The organism is Pseudomonas petroselini (genome assembly GCF_045037875.1).
In the GTDB taxonomy this organism is placed as follows: Bacteria; Pseudomonadota; Gammaproteobacteria; order Pseudomonadales; family Pseudomonadaceae; genus Aquipseudomonas; species Aquipseudomonas petroselini.
Window position 1 is genome coordinate 3,304,306 of the sequence record NZ_CP173614.1, and the last position, 19,341, is coordinate 3,323,646.

The 19,341-nt window shown below is 64.4% G+C and carries 6 protein-coding genes and 2 pseudogenes; 4 read left to right on the plus strand and 4 right to left on the minus strand.

Features of this window, described 5'->3' with window-relative positions:
- Positions 1–56: 56 nt before the first annotated feature.
- A pseudogene (locus ACI512_RS15490) lies at positions 57–569 on the minus strand (MCP four helix bundle domain-containing protein); the annotation flags it as partial.
- Positions 570–756: 187 nt separating this feature from the next.
- On the opposite strand from ACI512_RS15490, the pseudogene amiE reads away from it, so the two are divergent.
- Both amiE and ACI512_RS15500 read left to right on the plus strand, forming a co-directional pair.
- A pseudogene (gene amiE, locus ACI512_RS15495) lies at positions 757–1,062 on the plus strand (aliphatic amidase); the annotation flags it as partial.
- Positions 1,063–1,236: 174 nt separating this feature from the next.
- Positions 1,237–2,592, plus strand: coding sequence for an MATE family efflux transporter (locus ACI512_RS15500; protein WP_012723742.1), 1,356 nt, complete (start codon positions 1,237–1,239; stop codon positions 2,590–2,592).
- Here the strand turns inward: ACI512_RS15500 and ACI512_RS15505 are convergent.
- On the minus strand, positions 2,576–3,163 hold the full coding sequence (locus tag ACI512_RS15505) for a TetR/AcrR family transcriptional regulator (protein WP_236379930.1): 588 nt from the start codon (positions 3,161–3,163) through the stop codon (positions 2,576–2,578). The genes ACI512_RS15500 and ACI512_RS15505 overlap by 17 nt on opposite strands.
- A 140-nt stretch (positions 3,164–3,303) precedes the next feature.
- Between ACI512_RS15505 and ACI512_RS15510 the strand changes: the two genes are divergently transcribed.
- Positions 3,304–4,476: an MFS transporter gene (locus tag ACI512_RS15510; protein ID WP_064054506.1), complete on the plus strand. Its 1,173-nt coding sequence runs from the start codon at positions 3,304–3,306 to the stop codon at positions 4,474–4,476.
- Here the strand turns inward: ACI512_RS15510 and ACI512_RS15515 are convergent, their stop codons facing one another.
- Complete coding sequence (locus tag ACI512_RS15515) at positions 4,477–4,842, minus strand: type II toxin-antitoxin system HicB family antitoxin (protein WP_012723745.1); 366 nt, start codon at positions 4,840–4,842, stop codon at positions 4,477–4,479.
- On the minus strand, positions 4,839–5,090 hold the full coding sequence (locus ACI512_RS15520; RefSeq protein WP_038846635.1) for a type II toxin-antitoxin system HicA family toxin: 252 nt from the start codon (positions 5,088–5,090) through the stop codon (positions 4,839–4,841). Before ACI512_RS15520 ends, ACI512_RS15515 begins: the two co-directional genes overlap by 4 nt.
- Before the next feature lie 210 nt (positions 5,091–5,300).
- Here ACI512_RS15520 and ACI512_RS15525 point away from each other — a divergent pair, with 210 nt between their 5' ends.
- Positions 5,301–19,340 carry a non-ribosomal peptide synthase/polyketide synthase gene (locus tag ACI512_RS15525; protein WP_405121865.1) on the plus strand — a complete coding sequence of 4,680 codons (14,040 nt, stop codon included), beginning with the start codon at positions 5,301–5,303 and terminating at the stop codon, positions 19,338–19,340.
- Position 19,341 lies beyond the last annotated feature (1 nt).

The window sequence follows — 19,341 nt, forward strand, 5'->3', positions numbered from 1 at the left end:
CTGCCGGCGGCCGATTGCACGGTATCCAGGCGTTGCTTGATGTGCGCTTCTTCGAAGTCGATCAGCGCATTCACGCGTTTGAGCCACTCGGTGTAGTGGGCCGAGGCCTGGGCCAGCAGCAAGTCCTGGGCGCCGGCGATGTCATTGCTGCGACGCAGGTTGATCACCCGTTCGGTGGAAGCCAGGGCCTGGGTCTCGATGGCCTTGATATCACCCAGCAGACGGGTTTCCTCGGCGCTGGCGGTGGTGTTGGCGAACAGGCGGTCCAGCATCACGGCGGAGTCCTGGTAATCGCGCTTGAGCTGGTTGATCTCGGCCAGATGGCGGTTGAGCGCCGGTTCATCCTTGACCAGTACCGCATCGCGAATGGCGATGGCGCGGTTGTGCACGCTGCCACGGAAGTTGATCGCGTAGCGCTGGACGACGGCGGCTTTTTCACCGACATCCTTGAGCGTACTGTCGATAAAACCCACGCGTTGAATACCGACGGCAGTGATCAGCACCAGCAACGACAGGGTGGACGCGAAGCCCAGCCCGATACGCATTGCCAACGACACAGGGTTTTTCATGAAAGGCTCAATATTCAAGGGGGCAGGAGTGATGGCTAAAAGCTATCTTCGCGGCGGAATTTAACGACCTGCCTGCCTGGCGTCCAATCAGTAAATACTTAAGCTGTCATCGAGCGAATTGATGGAATAAAACCGCGACACCGTCGTTCATACGTCATCCAACGTATTTCCCGTTTTTCCTGGCCGCCCGAGACTGGATCGCACGCACCGCGTCATCGCAAGCAAGATTGCCGAGATCATTGTCGGCATGAAACAGGGCCTGCCCGGCATGGACGTGGTGGTGTTCCCGGAATACAGCACCCTGCGGATCATGTACGACCATGACGAGATGATGGCGACTGCCGCGAGCATTCCCTAGTGCCCGATCGAGGGTGGGTATCCGGGGGCCCGCACCTACGTGTGCGACGGGCCCAAGGGCATGAAGATCAGCCTGATTCATCTGCGACGACGGCAACTACCGGAGATCTGGCGCGAGGGGCGCTGGCCAGGCGCTTGCGGGTCGAACTAGAACCTGCGATTGCCGAATGCCTGTTGCAAGGCAATGCCCGACACCTGAGTGCGACAGTGCGCAACGCCTGTTGGGTGGTCGAACCCGAAAGCACAGGAAGATAGGATCCACTTACGGTATAACCCTCGGACGCTTTAGTTCTTCGAGGCCCCGTTTTTCATGCAAAGCCCTTTGCAACGCCCGCTGTGGCAGATCTACCTGATCTTTCTGGCACCGATGGTGCTGTCCAACTTCCTGCAAAGTTTTTCCGGCACCCTCAACGGTATCTATGTCGGGCAAATGCTCGGCACCCAGGCGCTGGCGGCGGTGTCGGGGATGTTTCCCATCGTGTTTTTTTTCATTGCCCTGGTGATTGGCCTGGGGGCGGGCGCCTCGGTGTTGATCGGCCAGGCCTGGGGGGCCCAGGAAACGGCAATGGTCAAGGCAATCACCGGCGCGACCCTGACCCTGGGCGCGCTGGTGGGTGTGATTGCCGCAGTGTTGGGCAGCCTGTTTGCGCGCCCGGCGTTGCAGGCGTTGGGCACGCCGGTTGATGTCCTCGACGATGCGGTCGGCTATGCGCAGAAGATGATGCTGATCATGCCGTTGCTGCTGGTGTTCATCCTCTACACCCAGTTGCTGCGCGGTGTCAGCGACACGATCTCGCCATTGCTGGCGCTGATGGTTTCGACCCTGGTCGGCCTGCTGCTGACCCCGGCGCTGATTCGCGGCTGGGTCGGCTTGCCACCCTTGGGCATCCAGAGCGCGGTGTATGCCGGGCTGGTGGGCAACGCGTTAGCCATGCTGTTTTTGATCTTGCGCCTTCGGCATAAAAACCATGTGATGGCGCCAGATCGCGAACTGCTCGCGGCTTTGCGCCTGGACCGTGTGATTCTTGGCAAAGTCCTGCGTATCGGCTTGCCCACCGGCCTGCAGATGGTGGTGCTGTCGCTGTCGGAATTGGTCATCCTCGCCTTGGTCAACGGCCATGGCTCCCAGGCCACGGCGGCCTATGGCGCGGTGACGCAGATCGTCAACTACGTGCAGTTCCCCGCGCTGTCGATTGCCATCACCGCGTCGATCCTCGGCGCCCAGGCGATTGGCGCCGGGCGTCTGGAGCGCATCGGCCCGATCCTGCGCACCGGCCTGTTGATCAACACCTGCCTTACCGGTGGCCTGATTGTGCTGGGTTATGTCTTGTCGCACTGGTTGCTCGGCCTGTTCATCACCGACGACGCGGCGCGGGTCAATGCCGAACACCTGCTGCACATCATGCTGTGGAGCATCCTGGTGTTCGGCTTCCAGGCCGTGATCGGCGGGATCATGCGCGCCAGCGGTGTGGTGCTGATGCCGGTGGTGATCTCGATTTTCTGTGTGCTCTGCGTTGAACTGCCGATGGCTTACCTGTTGAACGCCCACTTCGGCCTGGAAGGGGTGTGGATGGCGTTTCCGGTGACCTACCTGGCCATGCTGGTATTGCAGACTGCGTATTACCGCTTGGTGTGGCGACACAAGCAGATCAAGCGGTTGGTGTAAGGCTGAGGCCACGCAACAACAGCTCCAGGCCCTGCAAACCTTGCTCCAGCCGCTCGCCCGGATGCTCATCCCGGGCGATCCACAGGGCGGTGTTGACCAGGCTGCCGTTGATCAATTGCGCCAGCGCGGTGCTTGGGGCGGGGCGGATGACACCGGTTTGCATCAAGGCTTCCAGCCGTTCGCGCAATGACTCGACACACTGTTGCTGGGAGCCGGTATCGCCCAGTACGGCCGGCGCATCCTGCAACACAATGCGTTGGATTTCGGCGTTCTGAGCCATGCGCAAATAGGCGCGGCAACGTTCGCAAAAGCCGGCCCATGGATCAGTTGCTTCATCTGTGATGCGCTGTAAGTGTGTGTCCATCTCACTGTCGAGTTGGGCAACCACGGCGGCCAACAGCCCTTTTTTGTCACCAAAGTGATGGTACAACGCGCCGCGTGTCAGGCCGGCGCGAGCGGTAAAATCGTCCATCGATGTGTTCGCGTAGCCTTGGGTGGCAAAGGCCTGTCGCGCGCTGGCGATCAGCCGGGCGCGGGTGTCTTCGATCATTTCGGCACGGGCTCGGCTCATGGTAGGTCTCACAATGGGCAAGTGAACGATTGACATACGTCGCGTATGTTACGCATGATTTGTCACATACGCACCGTATGTATTTTGCCTCGGTCATTGCAGATAGCAAGTCGCAGGCATTCAGGAAGAGGTCCAGCAGGATGGCAAACCCTTACGCCGAGTTGTTCCAGGTCCCCGGCGCCCGGGCTTTTGTACTGGCAGGCATGCTGGCGCGCATGCCTGTGTCGATGACGGGGATTGGCTTGATCACCATGCTTTCCCAGGTGCACGGCGGTTACGGCCTGGCGGGTTCGGTGGCGGCGGTGTTTGCCCTGGCCACGGCGTTTTGCGCACCCCAGGTATCACGGCTGGTGGACCGCTACAGCCAGGGCCGGGTGCTGCCGATTGCCGCGCTGATCGGCGGCGGGGCTTTGTTGATGTTGCTGCTGTGCACCCGCTTGCAAGCACCGAACTGGACGTTGTTCCTGTTTGCCGCCTTGGCCGGTTGCATGCCGAACATGTCGGCCATGGTGCGTGCGCGCTGGACCGAGTTGTACCGTGGCCAGCCCAAGTTGCAGACTGCGTTCGCCCTGGAGTCGGTGCTGGATGAGGTGTGCTTCATCATCGGGCCGCCCATTTCGGTGGGTTTGAGCGTGGTGCTGTTCCCCGAGGCGGGGCCCTTGGTGGCGGCGCTGTTACTGGCGGTCGGCGTCACCACCTTTGTATTGCAACGTGAGACCGAGCCTCCCGTCCATGAACATCAGGACCATCACGGCGGCTGGCTGATTGCATCGCCCTCGGTGCTGATCCTGATGATCCTGCTGCTGGCCATGGGCGTGATCGTCGGCGTGGTGGACGTGGTCAGCGTCGCCTTTGCCCAGCATCAGGGCCAGCCGGCGGCGGCGAGCATCGTGCTGTCGGTGTACGCCATCGGTTCGTGCCTGGCGGGGCTGGCGTTCGGTACCCTCAAGCTCAAGGCGCCGTTGCCCAGGCAGTTCCTGTTCTGCGGCGTGGCCACCGCGTTGACCACCTTGCCGTTGCTGCTGGTGAGCAACATCCCGGGGCTGGCGGTGGCGATCTTTATCTCCGGGCTGTTCTTCGCCCCCACGTTGATCGTGTCCATGGCCCTGGTGGAGCGGGTCGTGCCCGCCAGCCGCCTGACCGAAGGCATGACCTGGCTGATCACCGGCCTCAGCATCGGCGTGGCCATCGGCGCCGCCAGTTCCGGTTGGATGATCGACCACTTTGGCGCCACCAGCGGGTTCTGGGTCGCGTTGGTGGCCGGGGCGGTGGTGCTGGGGGCCGCGGTGCTGGGGTATCGGCGGTTGGGATAATCAGCCTATCGCTGGGCAAGCGTCTGCACTGTGGTGTTGCAGAAAATCGCTCAAGGCTTGGCGAGTCAGGTCATTAAGGGTCACTTTCTTGCGGGTCGCCGCCAGGGCCGCCGCCAAGTGCAGGTCATGGCCGACCCGGACATTGAAGGACCCCTTGCAAGGCTTCTCCGGTGTGTGGCCCAGGGACTGGCACGTAGTGAGGTAGTCGTCCACCGCCTCCCGGAATGCGGCGTCCAGTTCTGCGACGGTTTTTGCTTCGTAGCTCACCAGCGCCTTGATGAACAGAATCTTGCCGAACAGGCAGTTGTCTTCGAGGCTGGCTTCGATAGAGCCGATGTAGCCTTTGTGTTTCAGTTGATTGTTCACTGAATCAGTTCTCCTGATTTCAATTGCTCGATGATCTGGCGCCGAATGTAGTGTTTCAGTTCGTTGCCAGGGTGAGGCTTGTGCAAGGTGATCATTGCACTGGGGTCACCGATGTCGAATTTGACGCGGCTTCCAGCCCCTTCAATCTGTGTGTAGCCCAACCGGCGCAGCAGCGTCACGAGTTCGGGCCAGGTAAATGCCATGTGCTCGTTGAGCAGTTTGGCGAGCAGCTTTTCATTTTTGGACACGGCGTTCCTTGCGTGTAACTAAATGTAGTTGCAAAAAGTGGTGTTCGTCAATGCTAGCTCGTGTTCCGGAGGGCTTGCTGAGATTGATGTAACCCTTGATGACACCTCGCGCCGCACCTCCCATTTCCCCGCTAATTTTTCCCTCTCCGGTTCGTTTTATAGGGACGACGTGCCTTTGTGCTTCCTGCCTATTGCTCCGGACTCCAAGAAATGAATGCTGAAGACTCCTTGAAACTTGCTCGCCGGTTTATCGGGTTGCCCCTGGAAAAGCGCCAACTGTTCCTGCAGGCCTTGCAGAAAGAAGGCGTGGACTTTTCCCGGTTTCCGATTCCGGCAGGGGTGCAAGTGGAGGATCGCCAGGCGCTGTCCTACGCGCAGCAGCGCATGTGGTTTCTCTGGCAATTGGACCCGGCCAGCGGGGCCTACAACCTGCCGGGTGCCGTGCGGCTCAAGGGCGCGTTGAGCCTGGATGCGCTGGAGCAGGCGTTTGCCAGCCTGGTCGCGCGCCACGAAACCCTGCGCACCGTGTTCCAGCGCCAGGCGGATGAACGCCTGTTGCAGGTGGCGGCCGACACGTCGTTGACCGTCGAGCAACTCGATCTGAGCCATCTGGCCCTCGCCGAGCGTGAAGAGGCCGTCAACGCCGCTGCGACCCGTCAATCGCTGCTGCCGTTCGACCTGGAAAACGGTCCGCTGCTGCGCGTGCAACTGCTCAAGCTCGACGCCCAGGAGCACGTGTTGCTGCTGACCCTGCACCACATCGTCTCCGACGGCTGGTCGATGAACGTGCTGATCGACGAGTTCATCCGCTGCTACGACGCCCATGAGCGCAGCGAAGCCCCACAATTGCCGGCCTTGCCGATCCAGTACAGCGACTACGCCCTGTGGCAGCGCCGCTGGCTCGAAGCCGGCGAGCAGGCGCGTCAGCTGGAGTACTGGCAGGCGCGCCTGGGTGATGAGCACCCCGTGCTGGAGCTGCCCACCGACCGCCCACGCCCGGCCATGCCGAGCTATCAGGGCACGCGCCATGATTTCGCGATCGACCCGCAGCTGGCCGCGCAATTGCGCACCTGTGCGCAAAAGCACAATGTCACCCTGTTCATGCTGTTGCTCGGTGCCTTCAACGTGCTGCTGCATCGTTACACCGGGCAGGGCGATATCCGCGTCGGCGTGCCGATCGCCAACCGCAACCGCACGGAAGTCGAAGGCCTGATCGGCTTTTTCGTCAACACCCAAGTCCTGCGCACCGAGCTGACCGGGCAAACCCGTATCACTGAGCTGCTGCAAAGCATCAAGGAACACGCACTGGGCGCCCAGGCCCATCAGGAGTTGCCGTTCGAGCGGCTGGTGGAAGCGCTCAAGGTCGAGCGCAGCCTGAGCCATACGCCGTTGTTCCAAGTCATGTACAACCACCAGCCGGTGGTGGCGGATATTGCCGGCGTCAGCACCGCCTCCGGCCTGGAGTTGTCGCTGGTGGAGTGGCAAGGCCGTACCACCCAGTTCGACCTGACCCTCGACACCTATGAAAAATCCGGCACCCTGCACGCCGCGCTGACCTACGCCAATGACCTGTTCGACGCGCCGACCATCGCACGCATGGCCGGGCACTGGATCAGCCTGTTGCAGGCCATGGTCGCCGAGGGTGAACAGCGCATCGGCGAGTTGCCGATGGTGGCCGCAGAGGAACAGCAATTGCTGGTCCACGCGTGGAACCAGACCGCCGAGGTGTACCCGACCGAGCGCGGCATTCACCACCTGATCGAAGACCAGGTGCAAGCCACCCCTGGTGCGCCGGCACTGGTGTTCGGTGCAACCACGCTGACCTACGCCCAGCTGGATGCGCGCGCCAACCAGCTGGCCCACGCCTTGCGTGAGCAGGGTGTTGGCCCGGACGTGCTGGTGGGGATCTGCGTCGAGCGCTCCGTCGAAATGGTGGTCGGCCTGCTGGCGATTCTCAAGGCGGGCGGTGCCTATGTCCCGCTCGACCCCGAATACCCGCAGGAACGCCTGGCCTACATGATCGAGGACAGCGGCATCCAGTTGCTGCTCAGCCAGCAACGCTTGTTGCCGTTGCTGCCTGTCGATGGCATCCAGGTGATGGCTTTGGACCGCCCCGCCAGCTGGCTCGATGGCCACAGCACCGAGGCGCCGAAGGTCAGCCTGCACGCGCTGAACCTCGCTTACGTGATCTACACCTCGGGCTCCACCGGCAAGCCCAAGGGCGCCGGCAACAGCCATCGCGCACTGGTCAATCGCCTGTGCTGGATGCAGCAGGCCTATGGCCTGGACGCCAGTGATGCGGTGTTGCAGAAAACCCCGTTCAGCTTCGACGTCTCGGTGTGGGAGTTTTTCTGGCCGCTGATGACCGGCGCGCGCCTGGTGGTGGCGGCCCCCGGTGAACACCGTGAGCCGGCGCGGCTGATCGAGACCATCGGGCAGCATGGCATCACCACTTTGCACTTCGTGCCGTCGATGCTCCAGGCGTTTGTCCATGAGCCCGGTGTGCAGGCCTGCGCCAGCCTCAAGCGCATCGTGTGCAGCGGCGAAGCCTTGCCGCTGGATGCGCAGCTGCAGGTGTTCGCCAAGTTGCCACAGGCCGGTCTGTTCAATCTCTATGGGCCAACCGAGGCCGCCATCGACGTGACCCACTGGACCTGCGTCGACGAAGGCGCCGACAGCGTGCCCATCGGCCGGCCCATCGCCAACCTCGGTACCTATGTGCTCGATGCCCAGCTCAACCCGGTGCCTGCCGGCGTCAGCGGCGAGCTGTACCTGGGCGGCACTGGCCTGGCGCGCAGTTACCATCGACGCCCGGCCCTGACTGCCGAGCGTTTTGTGCCGAGCCCCTTCGGTGATGGTGCGCGTCTGTATCGCACCGGCGACCGCGTACGCCAGCGCGCCGATGGGGTGATCGAATACCTGGGGCGCCTCGATCATCAGGTCAAGCTGCGTGGCCTGCGTATCGAACTGGGCGAGATCGAGACACGCCTGATGCAACACCCCTCGGTGCGCGAAGCCGTGGTGCTGGTGCAGGGCGGCAAGCAACTGGTGGCGTACCTGGTGCTGGAGGACCCCGCGCCGGTCGACCTCAAAGCCTGGCTGCTCAGCAGCCTGCCCGAGTACATGGTACCCAGCCATATGGTGCTCCTGGCCAAGCTGCCCGTGACCGCCAACGGCAAGCTCGACCGCAAGGCCCTGCCGTTGCCGGATGCCGCGCCACAGCAGGCCTTTGTCGCTCCGGAAAACGACCTGCAGAAAGCCGTGGCGGCGATCTGGAGCGATGTGCTGGGTGTGGAACAGGTCGGCCTGGACGACAACTTTTTCGAACTGGGCGGCGATTCGATCATCTCCATCCAGGTGGTCAGCCGTGCCCGCCAGGCAGGCATTCGCCTCAGCCCACGGGACCTGTTCCAGTACCAGAGCGTGCGCAGTCTGGCGCGGGTGGCGACCTTCGAGCAGGCGACGGCTATCGATCAGGGGCCGGTGACCGGCGAAGTGATCCTCACGCCCGTGCAACACAGCTTTTTCGAGCAGGCGATCCCGGCGCGTCAGCACTGGAACCAGTCGTTGCTGCTGACCCCGCATGAACCCCTTGAGCCCGCGCGCCTTGAGGCCGCCTTGACCCGGTTGATCAACCACCACGACGCCCTGCGCCTGCGTTTTGTGCAGCAGGCAGACGGTTGGCGGCAAGCTCACGCCGAGCCGGTTGCCACTGCTTCGTTGTGGCAGTCTCACGTCGCTGACGAGGCCGAGTTGGCCGCACTGTGCGACGAGGCGCAACGCAGTCTCGACCTCGAACAGGGCCCGCTGCTGCGCGCGGTCCTGGCCGTGATGGCCGACGGCACCCAGCGCCTGCTGCTGGTGGTGCATCACCTGGCGGTGGACGGCGTGTCTTGGCGCATCCTGCTCGAAGACCTGCAACAGGCTTACCGCAACGCTGCGTTGCCGGCCAAGACCAGCGCCTACCAACTGTGGGCGCAGCAGTTGCAGCGCCATGCGCAGACGCTGGACGAGCAACTGCCGCATTGGCAGGCGCAGACCGCGAGTGCCGATCTGCCGTGCGACAATCCCCAGGGTGGCCTGCAAAATCACTTGGGCAACACGCTCGAAGTCCGCCTCAGTGCCGAACACACCCAGCAACTGCTGCAAGACGCCCCGGCGGCCTACCGCACCCAGGTCAACGACCTGCTGCTGACTGCGTTGGTGCGGGTCATCAGCCGCTGGAGCGAGCAGCCCGCCGCGCTGATCCAACTAGAAGGCCATGGCCGCGAAGACCTGTTCGACACGGTTGACCTGAGCCGCACCGTCGGTTGGTTCACCAGCCTGTTCCCCGTGCGCCTGCACGCCGATGGCGAGCTGTCGGCGGCGATCAAATCGGTGAAGGAGCAACTGCGCGCCGTGCCGCACAAAGGCATCGGTTACGGCCTGCTGCGCTACCTTGGCACGCCTGACGCCCGCGAAGCGTTGTCGGCCTTGGCCGCGCCACGCATCACCTTCAACTACCTGGGCCAGTTCGACCGCCAGTTCAACGAGTCGGCGCTGTTCGTCCCGTCCACCCTGGGCAGTGGCCAGGCCCAGGACCCGCAGGCGCCGCTGGCCAACTGGCTGACCGTGGAAGGGCAGGTGTATGGCGGTGAACTGGCCTTGCAGTGGGGGTTCAGCCGCGAGATGTTCGAGGTGGCGACGGTCCAGCGCCTGGCCGATGACTACACGGCGGAACTCCAGGCCCTGATCGAACACTGTTGCGCCACGCCGGCGGGGCAGGTCACGCCTTCGGACTTCCCTCTGGCACGCCTGACCCAGCAGCAACTGGATGCCTTGCCCATTGCCGGGCCGGCGATTGCCGATCTCTACCCATTATCGCCGATGCAGCAGGGCATGTTGTTCCACACCCTCTATGCACCTGAGGCCGAGGCTTACATCAACCAGTTGCGCCTGGACATCGAAGGCTTGGACCTGCTGGCGTTCGGCCGTGCCTGGCAAGCCGCGCTGGACCGCCATGACATCCTGCGCAGCAGCTTCCACTGGCTCGGCCTGGACAGCGCGCACCAGGTGATCCAGCGCCAGGTCGATGTGCAGTTGCACGTGATCGAAGACATCGACGCCGATTGCGATGCGCTCGCCGTGGCCGAGCGCGAGAAAGGTTTCGCACTGAATGCAGCGCCGCTGTTTCGCCTGATGCTGGTACGCGGTGCCGGTACGGCCTGGCACCTGATCTTCACCAGCCACCACATTCTCATGGACGGCTGGAGTAACGCCCAGTTGCTGGGTGAAGTCATCGCTCATTACGCCGGGCACGCCGTGCCGGCGCCACTGGGGCAGTTCCGCGATTACCTGGGTTGGCTGCAACAGCAAGCCTCGGGCGAGGCGTTCTGGAAAGCCACCCTGGCACCGTTGCAAACGCCAACCTTGCTGGCGCAGGCGCTGCGTGTACCGTCCGAAGGCAAAGGCATGGCTGAGCATCAGGTGCTGCTGGGCGACGACTTCACGCGTGCCCTCGGCGAGTTTGCCCGCCGCCACAAAGTCACCCTCAACACCGTGCTTCAAGGCGCCTGGAGCCTGTTGCTGCAGCGCTATACCGGGCGGGACTGCGTGGCCTTTGGTGCCACGGTGGCGGGGCGCTCGGCACCGTTGCCGGGGATCGAACAGCAACTGGGCCTGTTCATCAACACGCTGCCGATTGTCAGCGCGGCCTCGCCCGCGCTGTCGGTGGCCAACTGGCTGAGCGAACTGCAAGCCCTCAACCTGAGCCTGCGCGACCACGAACATGTGCCGCTCTACGACATCCAGGGCTGGGCGGGGCAGCAGGGCACTGCGCTGTTCGACACCTTGCTGGTGTTCGAAAACTTCCCGGTGGCCGAAGCCTTGAAACAAGGTGCGCCCGCCGGCCTGACCTTCGGCCGCCTGCACAACCATGAACAGACCCACTATCCGCTGACCCTGGGGATCGAGTTGGGCGCCAGCCTGCGCCTGGAGTTCGGTTACGACCAGGCCCGATTCAGCGCGCAACAGGTCGCTCGACTGAGCGGCAACCTGCATCACCTGCTGGTGCAGATGCTCGCAGACGCGCAGGCACCGCTTGGCAACCTGCGCCTGCTCGACGCCGCCACTCGCCGCGACGTGCTCGCCCATAGCTGGGCGCCCGGTGCCGCCCCGCGCCAGCTGCGCGTGCACGAACGTATCGCCGCCCAAGCGGCCGCCACGCCCGACGCGCTGGCGGTACAAGCGGGCGACGCGTGCCTGAGCTACGCACAGCTGAACGACCGCGCCAACCGTCTTGCCCATCGCCTGCTGGCGCTGGGTGTTGGCCCAGGCCAGCGCGTTGGCCTGGCAGCGCGACGTGGCCCGCAGTTGATCGTCAGCCTGCTGGCGGTGCTCAAAAGTGGCGCCGCCTATGTGCCGCTGGACCCGAACTATCCGACCGAACGCCTGGCCTACATGCTGGCGGACAGCCGCCTGGACCTGCTGCTCAGCGAAACCGGGCTGCTGGCCGACCTGCCACTGCCCCAAGGGCTGGTGCGTTTGGACTTCACCGCGGCCGGTGCAGAGTTGGCTGACTACCCGTCGACCCATCCAGCCAACCAGGCCGCCGCTGCCGACCTGGCCTATGTGATCTACACCTCCGGCTCCACCGGGTTGCCCAAGGGGGTGGCCATCGACCATGCCGCCCTCAGCCAGTTCTGCGACAGCGCCGAGGCTTACAGCCGCTTGAGTGCTGCTGATCGCGTGCTGCAATTCGCGACCTTCAGCTTTGACGGCTTCGTCGAGCAATGCTACCCGCCGCTGTGTGTGGGCGCGGCGTTGATCATGCGCGGCGATGAGCTGTGGGATGCCGGGCAACTGGCCCGCGAAATCGTCGAGCAGGGCGTGACCCTGGCGGACTTGCCGGCTGCGTACTGGTATCTGCTCGCCAAGGAATGCGCCGTCGACCGACGCACCCTGGGCAACCTGCGCCAGGTCCACGTGGGGGGCGAGGCGATGTCGGTGGAAGGGCTGCGCGCCTGGCACGCCGCCGGCCTGGGTGGCGTGCGCCTGGTCAACACCTACGGGCCCACCGAGGCCACCGTCGTGTCCAGCGTGCACGACTGCCAGTGGGCGGACGCCAGCGATGCGTTTGGCGTGCCGATTGGCCGGGCCATCGCAGGCCGCGCCTTGTATGTGCTGGACAGTGGTTTCGAGCTGCTGGCCACCGAGGGCGTCGGCGAGCTGTGCATCGGCGCCGAGCACGGCCTGGCGCAACGCTATTTTGACCGCCCGGCGTTGACCGCCGAGCGCTTCCTGCCGGACCCGTTCTCCGCCGTGCCGGGTGCACGGCTCTACCGCAGTGGCGACCTGGCCCGTTACAACGAGGCGGGTGCGCTGGAGTACGTCGGGCGTATCGACCATCAAGTGAAAATTCGCGGTTTCCGCGTGGAAATGGGCGAGATCGAAGCCAGCCTGCAAGCCTTGCCGTCGTTGCGTGAAGCGGCGGTCATCGCACAATCGAGCGCGACGGGCACGCAATTGGTGGCGTACGTGGTGCCCGTCACGGGGCAGACGCTGGACCCGCAAGCACTGGCGGCCACCTTGCGCCAGTCCCTGCCGGACTACATGGTGCCAGGGCACTGGGTCATCCTCGAGGCCTTGCCGTTGAACAACAACGGCAAGCTTGACCGTCGCGCACTGCCGGCGCCGGACCTGAATCAAGCGCACCAGGCCTACCTGGCGCCGCAAAATCCACTGCAGGCGCGATTGGCTGCTATCTGGCAAGCAGTGTTGCAAGTGGAACAGGTGGGGCTCAACGACCACTTCTTCGAACGTGGCGGCCATTCGTTGCTGGCGACCCAAGTGGTCTCGCGGGTGCGTCATGACCTGAAGCTGGAAGTGCCGTTGCGCACACTGTTCGAACAACCGACGCTGGAAGCGTTCGCAGCCGCTTGCGCCGGGTTGCAGACCGCCAGGGCGCTGCCGCTGGTGGCGGTGACGCGGGACCAGCCGCTGGCGCTGTCGTTCGCCCAGGAGCGCCAGTGGTTTCTCTGGCAACTGGACCCCACCAGCGCGGCATACCACGTGCCGAGTGCACTGCATCTGCGCGGCCGCTTGGACGTCGCGGCGCTGGAGCGGGCGTTCCAGGCCCTGGTGCAGCGCCATGAGCCGCTGCGCACCACCTTTGTGGAAGAGGGCGAGCACACCTGGCAAGTGATTCATCCATGCCTGGCGATGCCGATCAAACACCAGCGGGTCGCGGCCTCGGCGATCGAACACGCGGTGGCGCAGGAAATCCAGCGCCCGTTCGACCTGGTCAATGGCCCGCTGATGCGCGTCAACTTGCTGGAGGTCGAGGCTGAGCACCATGTGCTGGTGATCACCCAGCACCACATCATCTCCGACGGCTGGTCGATGCAAGTCATGGTCGACGAGCTGGTGGCGCTCTATCAGGGCCAGTCCCCGTTGCCTGCGCTGCCGATCCAGTACGTCGACTATGCCCAGTGGCAACGTGACTGGATGGCGGCCGGTGAAAAACAGCGCCAACTCGACTACTGGCGCACCCGTCTGGGCACCGAGCATCCGGTGCTTGAGCTGCCGCTGGATCACCCGCGGCCGGCGCTGCAAAGCCATCGTGGCGCACGCCGCCAAGTCCAGCTCGACAACGCGCTGGTCGCTGAGCTCAAGGCCCTGGCCCAGCGTCAGGAGGTGACCCTGTTCGTCGTGCTGCTGGCGTCGTTCCAGACCTTGCTGCATCGCTACAGCGGCCAGTCCCGGATCCGCGTCGGCGTACCGATCGCCAACCGTAATCGCCTGGAAACCGAGCGTCTGCTGGGCTTCTTCGTCAACACCCAGGTGCTGCAAGCCGACGTGCACGGGCAGATGGCCTTCGACCAACTGCTCGCCCAGGTCAAGCAGCAGGCCCTGGACGCCCAGGCGCATCAGGACCTGCCGTTCGAACAACTGGTCGAAGCCCTGCAACCGGAGCGCAGCCTCAGCCATAACCCGCTGTTCCAGGTGATGTTCAATCACCAGGACAACCTGCGTGCAGCCCCGCTGCAGTTGCCGGGCCTGGACCTGCAAGCGGTGGATTGGGCCGGGCACAGCACCCAGTTCGATCTGAACCTGGAAACCGAAGAGTCCGCCGAAGGCCTGTGGGCGTCCCTGACCTACGCCACCGACCTGTTCGATGCCACGACCGTCGAGCGCCTGGCCGAGCACTGGCAAAACCTGTTGCGCGCCGTGGTGCACGATGCATCCCAGGCTGTGGATGAGCTGGCGATGCTCAGCGCGCCGCAATGGCAACAGATGGTCGAGGCCTGGAATGACACGTCGGTTGATTACCCCCGCGAGCGTTGCGTGCACCGGCTGTTCGAGGCCCAGGCCCTGGCACAACCGGACGCGCTGGCGCTGCAGTTCAATGGCCAGGCCCTCAGCTACGGCGAACTCAACCGTCGCGCCAACCGCCTGGCCCATCGCCTGATCGCGGCGGGCGTAGGGCCGGACGTACTGGTGGCGGTGCATGTCGAGCGTTCGCTGGACATGGTGATCGGCCTGTTGGCGACCCTCAAGGCGGGTGGTGCCTACGTGCCGCTCGACCCGCAATTCCCGGCGGACCGTCTGGCCTTCATGCTTGAAGACAGCCGTGCGCGAGTGTTGCTGACCCAGCCGCACCTGGATGGCAGCCTGGCGCACTCGCAGGGTGTGCAGGTGCTGATGGTCGAGGCGGATGACAACGCCGCCGAGCACAACCCGCAGGTCAACGTCACGCCGGAACACCTGGCCTACGTGATCTACACCTCCGGCTCCACCGGCAAGCCCAAGGGTGTGATGGTGCGCCACCAGGCGCTGTGCAGCTTCACCTGCGGCATGGCCGGCACCCTGGACATCGGTGCTGACGCCCGCGTGTTGTCGCTGACCACCTTCTCGTTCGACATCTTTGCCCTGGAGCTGTACGTGCCGCTGACGGTCGGCGCCACCGTGCTGCTGAGTGGTCAGGAACTGGCCCTTGACCCCGAAGCCATCATCGACCTGGTGCACAGCCAATCCGCCAACGTCCTGCAAGCCACGCCGTCGACCTGGCGCATGCTGCTGGAAAGCCCGCGCGCCCAACGGCTGCGCGGTATCAAAAGCCTGTGCGGCGGCGAAGCACTGCCGTCGGACCTGGCCCAGCGCCTGCTCGACCTGCAAGGCCCGCTGTGGAACCTCTATGGCCCGACGGAAACCACTATCTGGTCGGCGGCCCATCGTCTGCACGAGGCCCAGCCTTTTGTCGGGCGGCCTATCGCCAATACCGCGTTGTTCATCCTCAATGCCGGCTTGACCCCAAGCCCGGTGGGCGCGGCCGGTGAGTTGCTGATCGGCGGCGTCGGCCTGGCGCGCGGTTACCACGAGCGCCCGGCGCTGACCGCCGAGCGTTTTGTGCCCAACCCGTACGGTGCGCCGGGCGAACGCCTGTACCGCACCGGCGACCTGGCCCGCTACCGCGCCGACGGTGTGGTGGAGTACATCGGCCGGGTCGACCATCAGGTCAAGGTACGTGGGTTCCGCATCGAACTGGGTGAAATCGAAGCCTGCCTGCGCGAGCAGGCCGGTATACGCGAAGCCGTGGTCCTGGCCGACAACGACCGCTTGATCGCCTACCTGGTGAGTTCCGCGCCCGACGCGCCGGAGGTCTACAAGGCGGCCCTGCGCGAGCGCCTGCCGGACTACATGGTGCCGGCGCACCTGATGTTCCTCGACAGCCTGCCCCTGACCCCCAATGGCAAGCTCGATCGCAAGGCATTGCCGGCGGTGGACACGGCGCTGTTGCGCACAGGTCATGTGGCGCCCGTGACGCCGCGTGAACAGCAGGTCGCGGCCATCTGGGCCGACGTGCTGGACCTGCCGCAGGTCGGTCTCGATGACCACTTCTTCGAACTGGGCGGGCATTCGCTGCTGGCCACGCGGGTGGTCTCGCGGGTTCGCCAGGCACTGGCGCTGGAAGTGGCGCTCAAGACCCTGTTCGAAAACCCGCTGCTGGGTGACTTCGTGCAGGCCCTGGGCGAGGAGGGCGTGGTTGCACCGGCCTTGCTCAAGGCCGACCGCCGCCAACCGCTGCCGCTGTCCTACGCCCAGGAGCGCCAATGGTTCCTCTGGCAACTGGACCCACATAGCACCGCGTACCACATCCCAAGCGCCTTGCGCTTGCGAGGGTCGCTTGACCTCGGCGCGCTGCAACGCAGTTTCGATACCTTGCTGGCGCGCCATGAAAGCCTGCGCACCCATGTGCGCCAGGACGCCGCCGCTACCGTGCAGGTGATTGAGGACTCGGGCCTGATCGAAATCGACCTGGCCGACACCGATGAAGCCAGCCTCAAGGCCCGGGTCGCTGAGGTGGTCGCGCAGCCATTCGAGCTGCTGCGCGGACCGCTGCTGCGGGTCAACCTGCTGCGCCTGGCGGCTGATGATCATGTGCTGGTGCTGGTGCAGCACCACATCGTCTCCGATGGCTGGTCGATGCAACTGATGGTCGAGGAACTGGTGCAGCTGTACGCCGCCTTCAGCCAAGGCCACATGCCAGACTTGCCAGCCTTGCCGATCCAGTACGCCGACTACGCCCTGTGGCAGCGCAACTGGATGGAGGCCGGCGAGAAGGCCCGCCAGCTGGCGTACTGGCAGGCCCAGTTGGGTGGCGTGCAGCCGGTGCTGGAGTTGCCGTTCGACTACCTGCGCCCCGCGGTACAAAGCCACCGTGGCGCACGCCTGGGCATTGAGTTGCCACCGCAGCTCCTGGCCGGTTTGCGCCGCTTGGCGCAAGGCGCCGGTGTGACGTTGCCGATGGTGCTGCTGGCGTCCTACCAGGCGTTGCTGCACCGCTACAGCGGCCAGGAAGACGTACGCGTCGGCGTGCCGATTGCCAACCGCAATCGCCTGGAAACCGAGGGGCTGATCGGCTTCTTCGTCAACACCCAGGTACTCAAGGCCGATATCCACGGGCAGATGAGCGTCGTGCAACTGCTGCAACAGGTACGCCAGCGTTCCCTGGAGGCCCAGGCCCACCAGGACCTGCCGTTCGAGCAACTGGTAGAGGCCCTGCAACCCGAGCGCAGCATGAGCCTGAGCCCGCTGTTCCAGGTGCTGTTCAACCATCGCGTGACCTCGGCAGCCAATCACCTGCAGCGCCTCACCGAACTCGATGTCGAGGTGCTGAGCTGGGATGAGGGCGTTGCCCAGTTCGACCTGGCACTGGATGTGGAGGAAACCCAGGCGACCCTGCGTGCCTCCCTGAACTACGCCACCGACCTGTTTGCGCCCGCCACGATTGAACGCATGGCCGGCCACTGGCAGAACCTGTTGCAGGCGATGGTCGCCGACCAACAGCAACCCATCAGCCAACTCAACCTGCTGGGCCAGGACGAGCAACAACACATTCTTCAGCGGTGGGACCAGACCGACGCCGGCTTCTCGGCCAAGCGCCTGGTTCACGAATTAGTCGCCGACCGCGCCCGGGAAAACCCGGAGGCAGTTGCGGTGAAGTTCGACGCACAAACCCTGAGCTATGGCGAGCTGGACCGCCAGGCCAACCGCCTGGCCCATTCATTGATCGCCCGTGGCGTGGGCCCCGAAGTGCGCGTGGCGATTGCCATGCCGCGCAGCGCCGAGATCATGGTGGCGTTCCTCGCGGTGATGAAAGCCGGTGGTGTCTACGTGCCGCTGGACATCGAATACCCGCGTGACCGCCTGCTGTACATGATGCAGGACAGCCGCGCGCAGCTGCTGCTGACCCACACCCGTGCCTTGCAGCAACTGCCGATCCCCGACGGCCTTGATAGCCTGGCGATTGATCGTACCGAGGAATGGACAGGTTTCAGCGACACGGCACCGCAGGTGAAACTGGATGGCGACAACCTCGCCTACGTGATCTACACCTCCGGCTCCACCGGCATGCCCAAAGGCGTGGCGGTGTCCCATGGCCCGTTGGTGGCGCACATCATTGCCACTGGCGAGCGTTATGAAACGTCGCCGGCCGATTGCGAACTGCATTTCATGTCGTTCGCGTTCGATGGCTCCCACGAAGGCTGGATGCACCCGCTGATCAACGGCGCCAGCGTGCTGATTCGCGATGACAGCCTGTGGCTGCCGGAATACACCTACCAGCAGATGCATCGCCATCACGTGACCATGGCGGTGTTCCCGCCGGTGTACCTGCAGCAGTTGGCCGAACATGCCGAACGCGACGGTAACCCGCCGAAGGTTCGTGTGTACTGCTTCGGCGGTGATGCCGTGGCCCAGGCCAGCTATGACCTGGCGTGGCGCGCGCTCAAGCCGACCTACCTGTTCAACGGCTACGGACCGACCGAAACCGTGGTCACGCCGTTGCTGTGGAAGGCCCGCCGTGGTGACCCGTGCGGTGCCGTCTACGCACCGATCGGCACATTGCTGGGCAATCGCAGCGGCTACGTATTGGACGCGCAACTCAACCTGCAACCCATCGGCGTAGCCGGTGAGTTGTACCTGGGCGGCGAGGGCGTGGCCCGGGGTTACCTGGAACGCCCGGCCCTGACCGCCGAGCGCTTCGTACCGGACCCGTTCGGCAAGCCCGGCAGCCGTGTGTATCGCAGCGGCGACCTGACCCGTGGCCGCCCGGATGGCGTGGTGGACTACCTCGGCCGTGTCGACCATCAGGTGAAAATCCGTGGCTTCCGTATTGAGCTGGGCGAGATCGAAGCGCGTCTGCGCGAACAGGACAATGTCGGTGAAACCGTCGTGGTGGCCCAGGAAGGCCCGACCGGCAAACAACTGGTCGCCTACGTGGTACCGGCAGACACCCACCTGGCCGATGAAGCCGAGTTCCGCGACAGCCTGCGCCGCGCGCTGAAAACCCACCTGCCGGACTACATGGTGCCGACGCACTTCATGTTCCTGGCGCACATGCCGTTGACCCCCAACGGCAAACTCGACCGCAAGGGCTTGCCCGAACCGGACGCGAGCCTGTTGCAACAGGCCTATGTGGCCCCCGAAACCGAGCTGGAACAGCAGGTCGCGGCGATCTGGGCCGACGTGCTGCGCCTGCCGCAGGTGGGCCTGAACGACAACTTCTTCGAAGTGGGCGGCCATTCCCTGCTGGCGATCCAGATCACCTCGCGGGTCCAGGCCGAACTGGGCCTGGAAGTGCCCTTGCTGGAAGTGTTCCAGACCGAAACGCTGCGCGCCTACGTCCAGGCCGCCGCCACCTTCCGCGCCGGCAGCGCGGAAGATTTTGATGATCTTCGTGACTTTTTGAGCGAACTAGAGGCGATTTGAC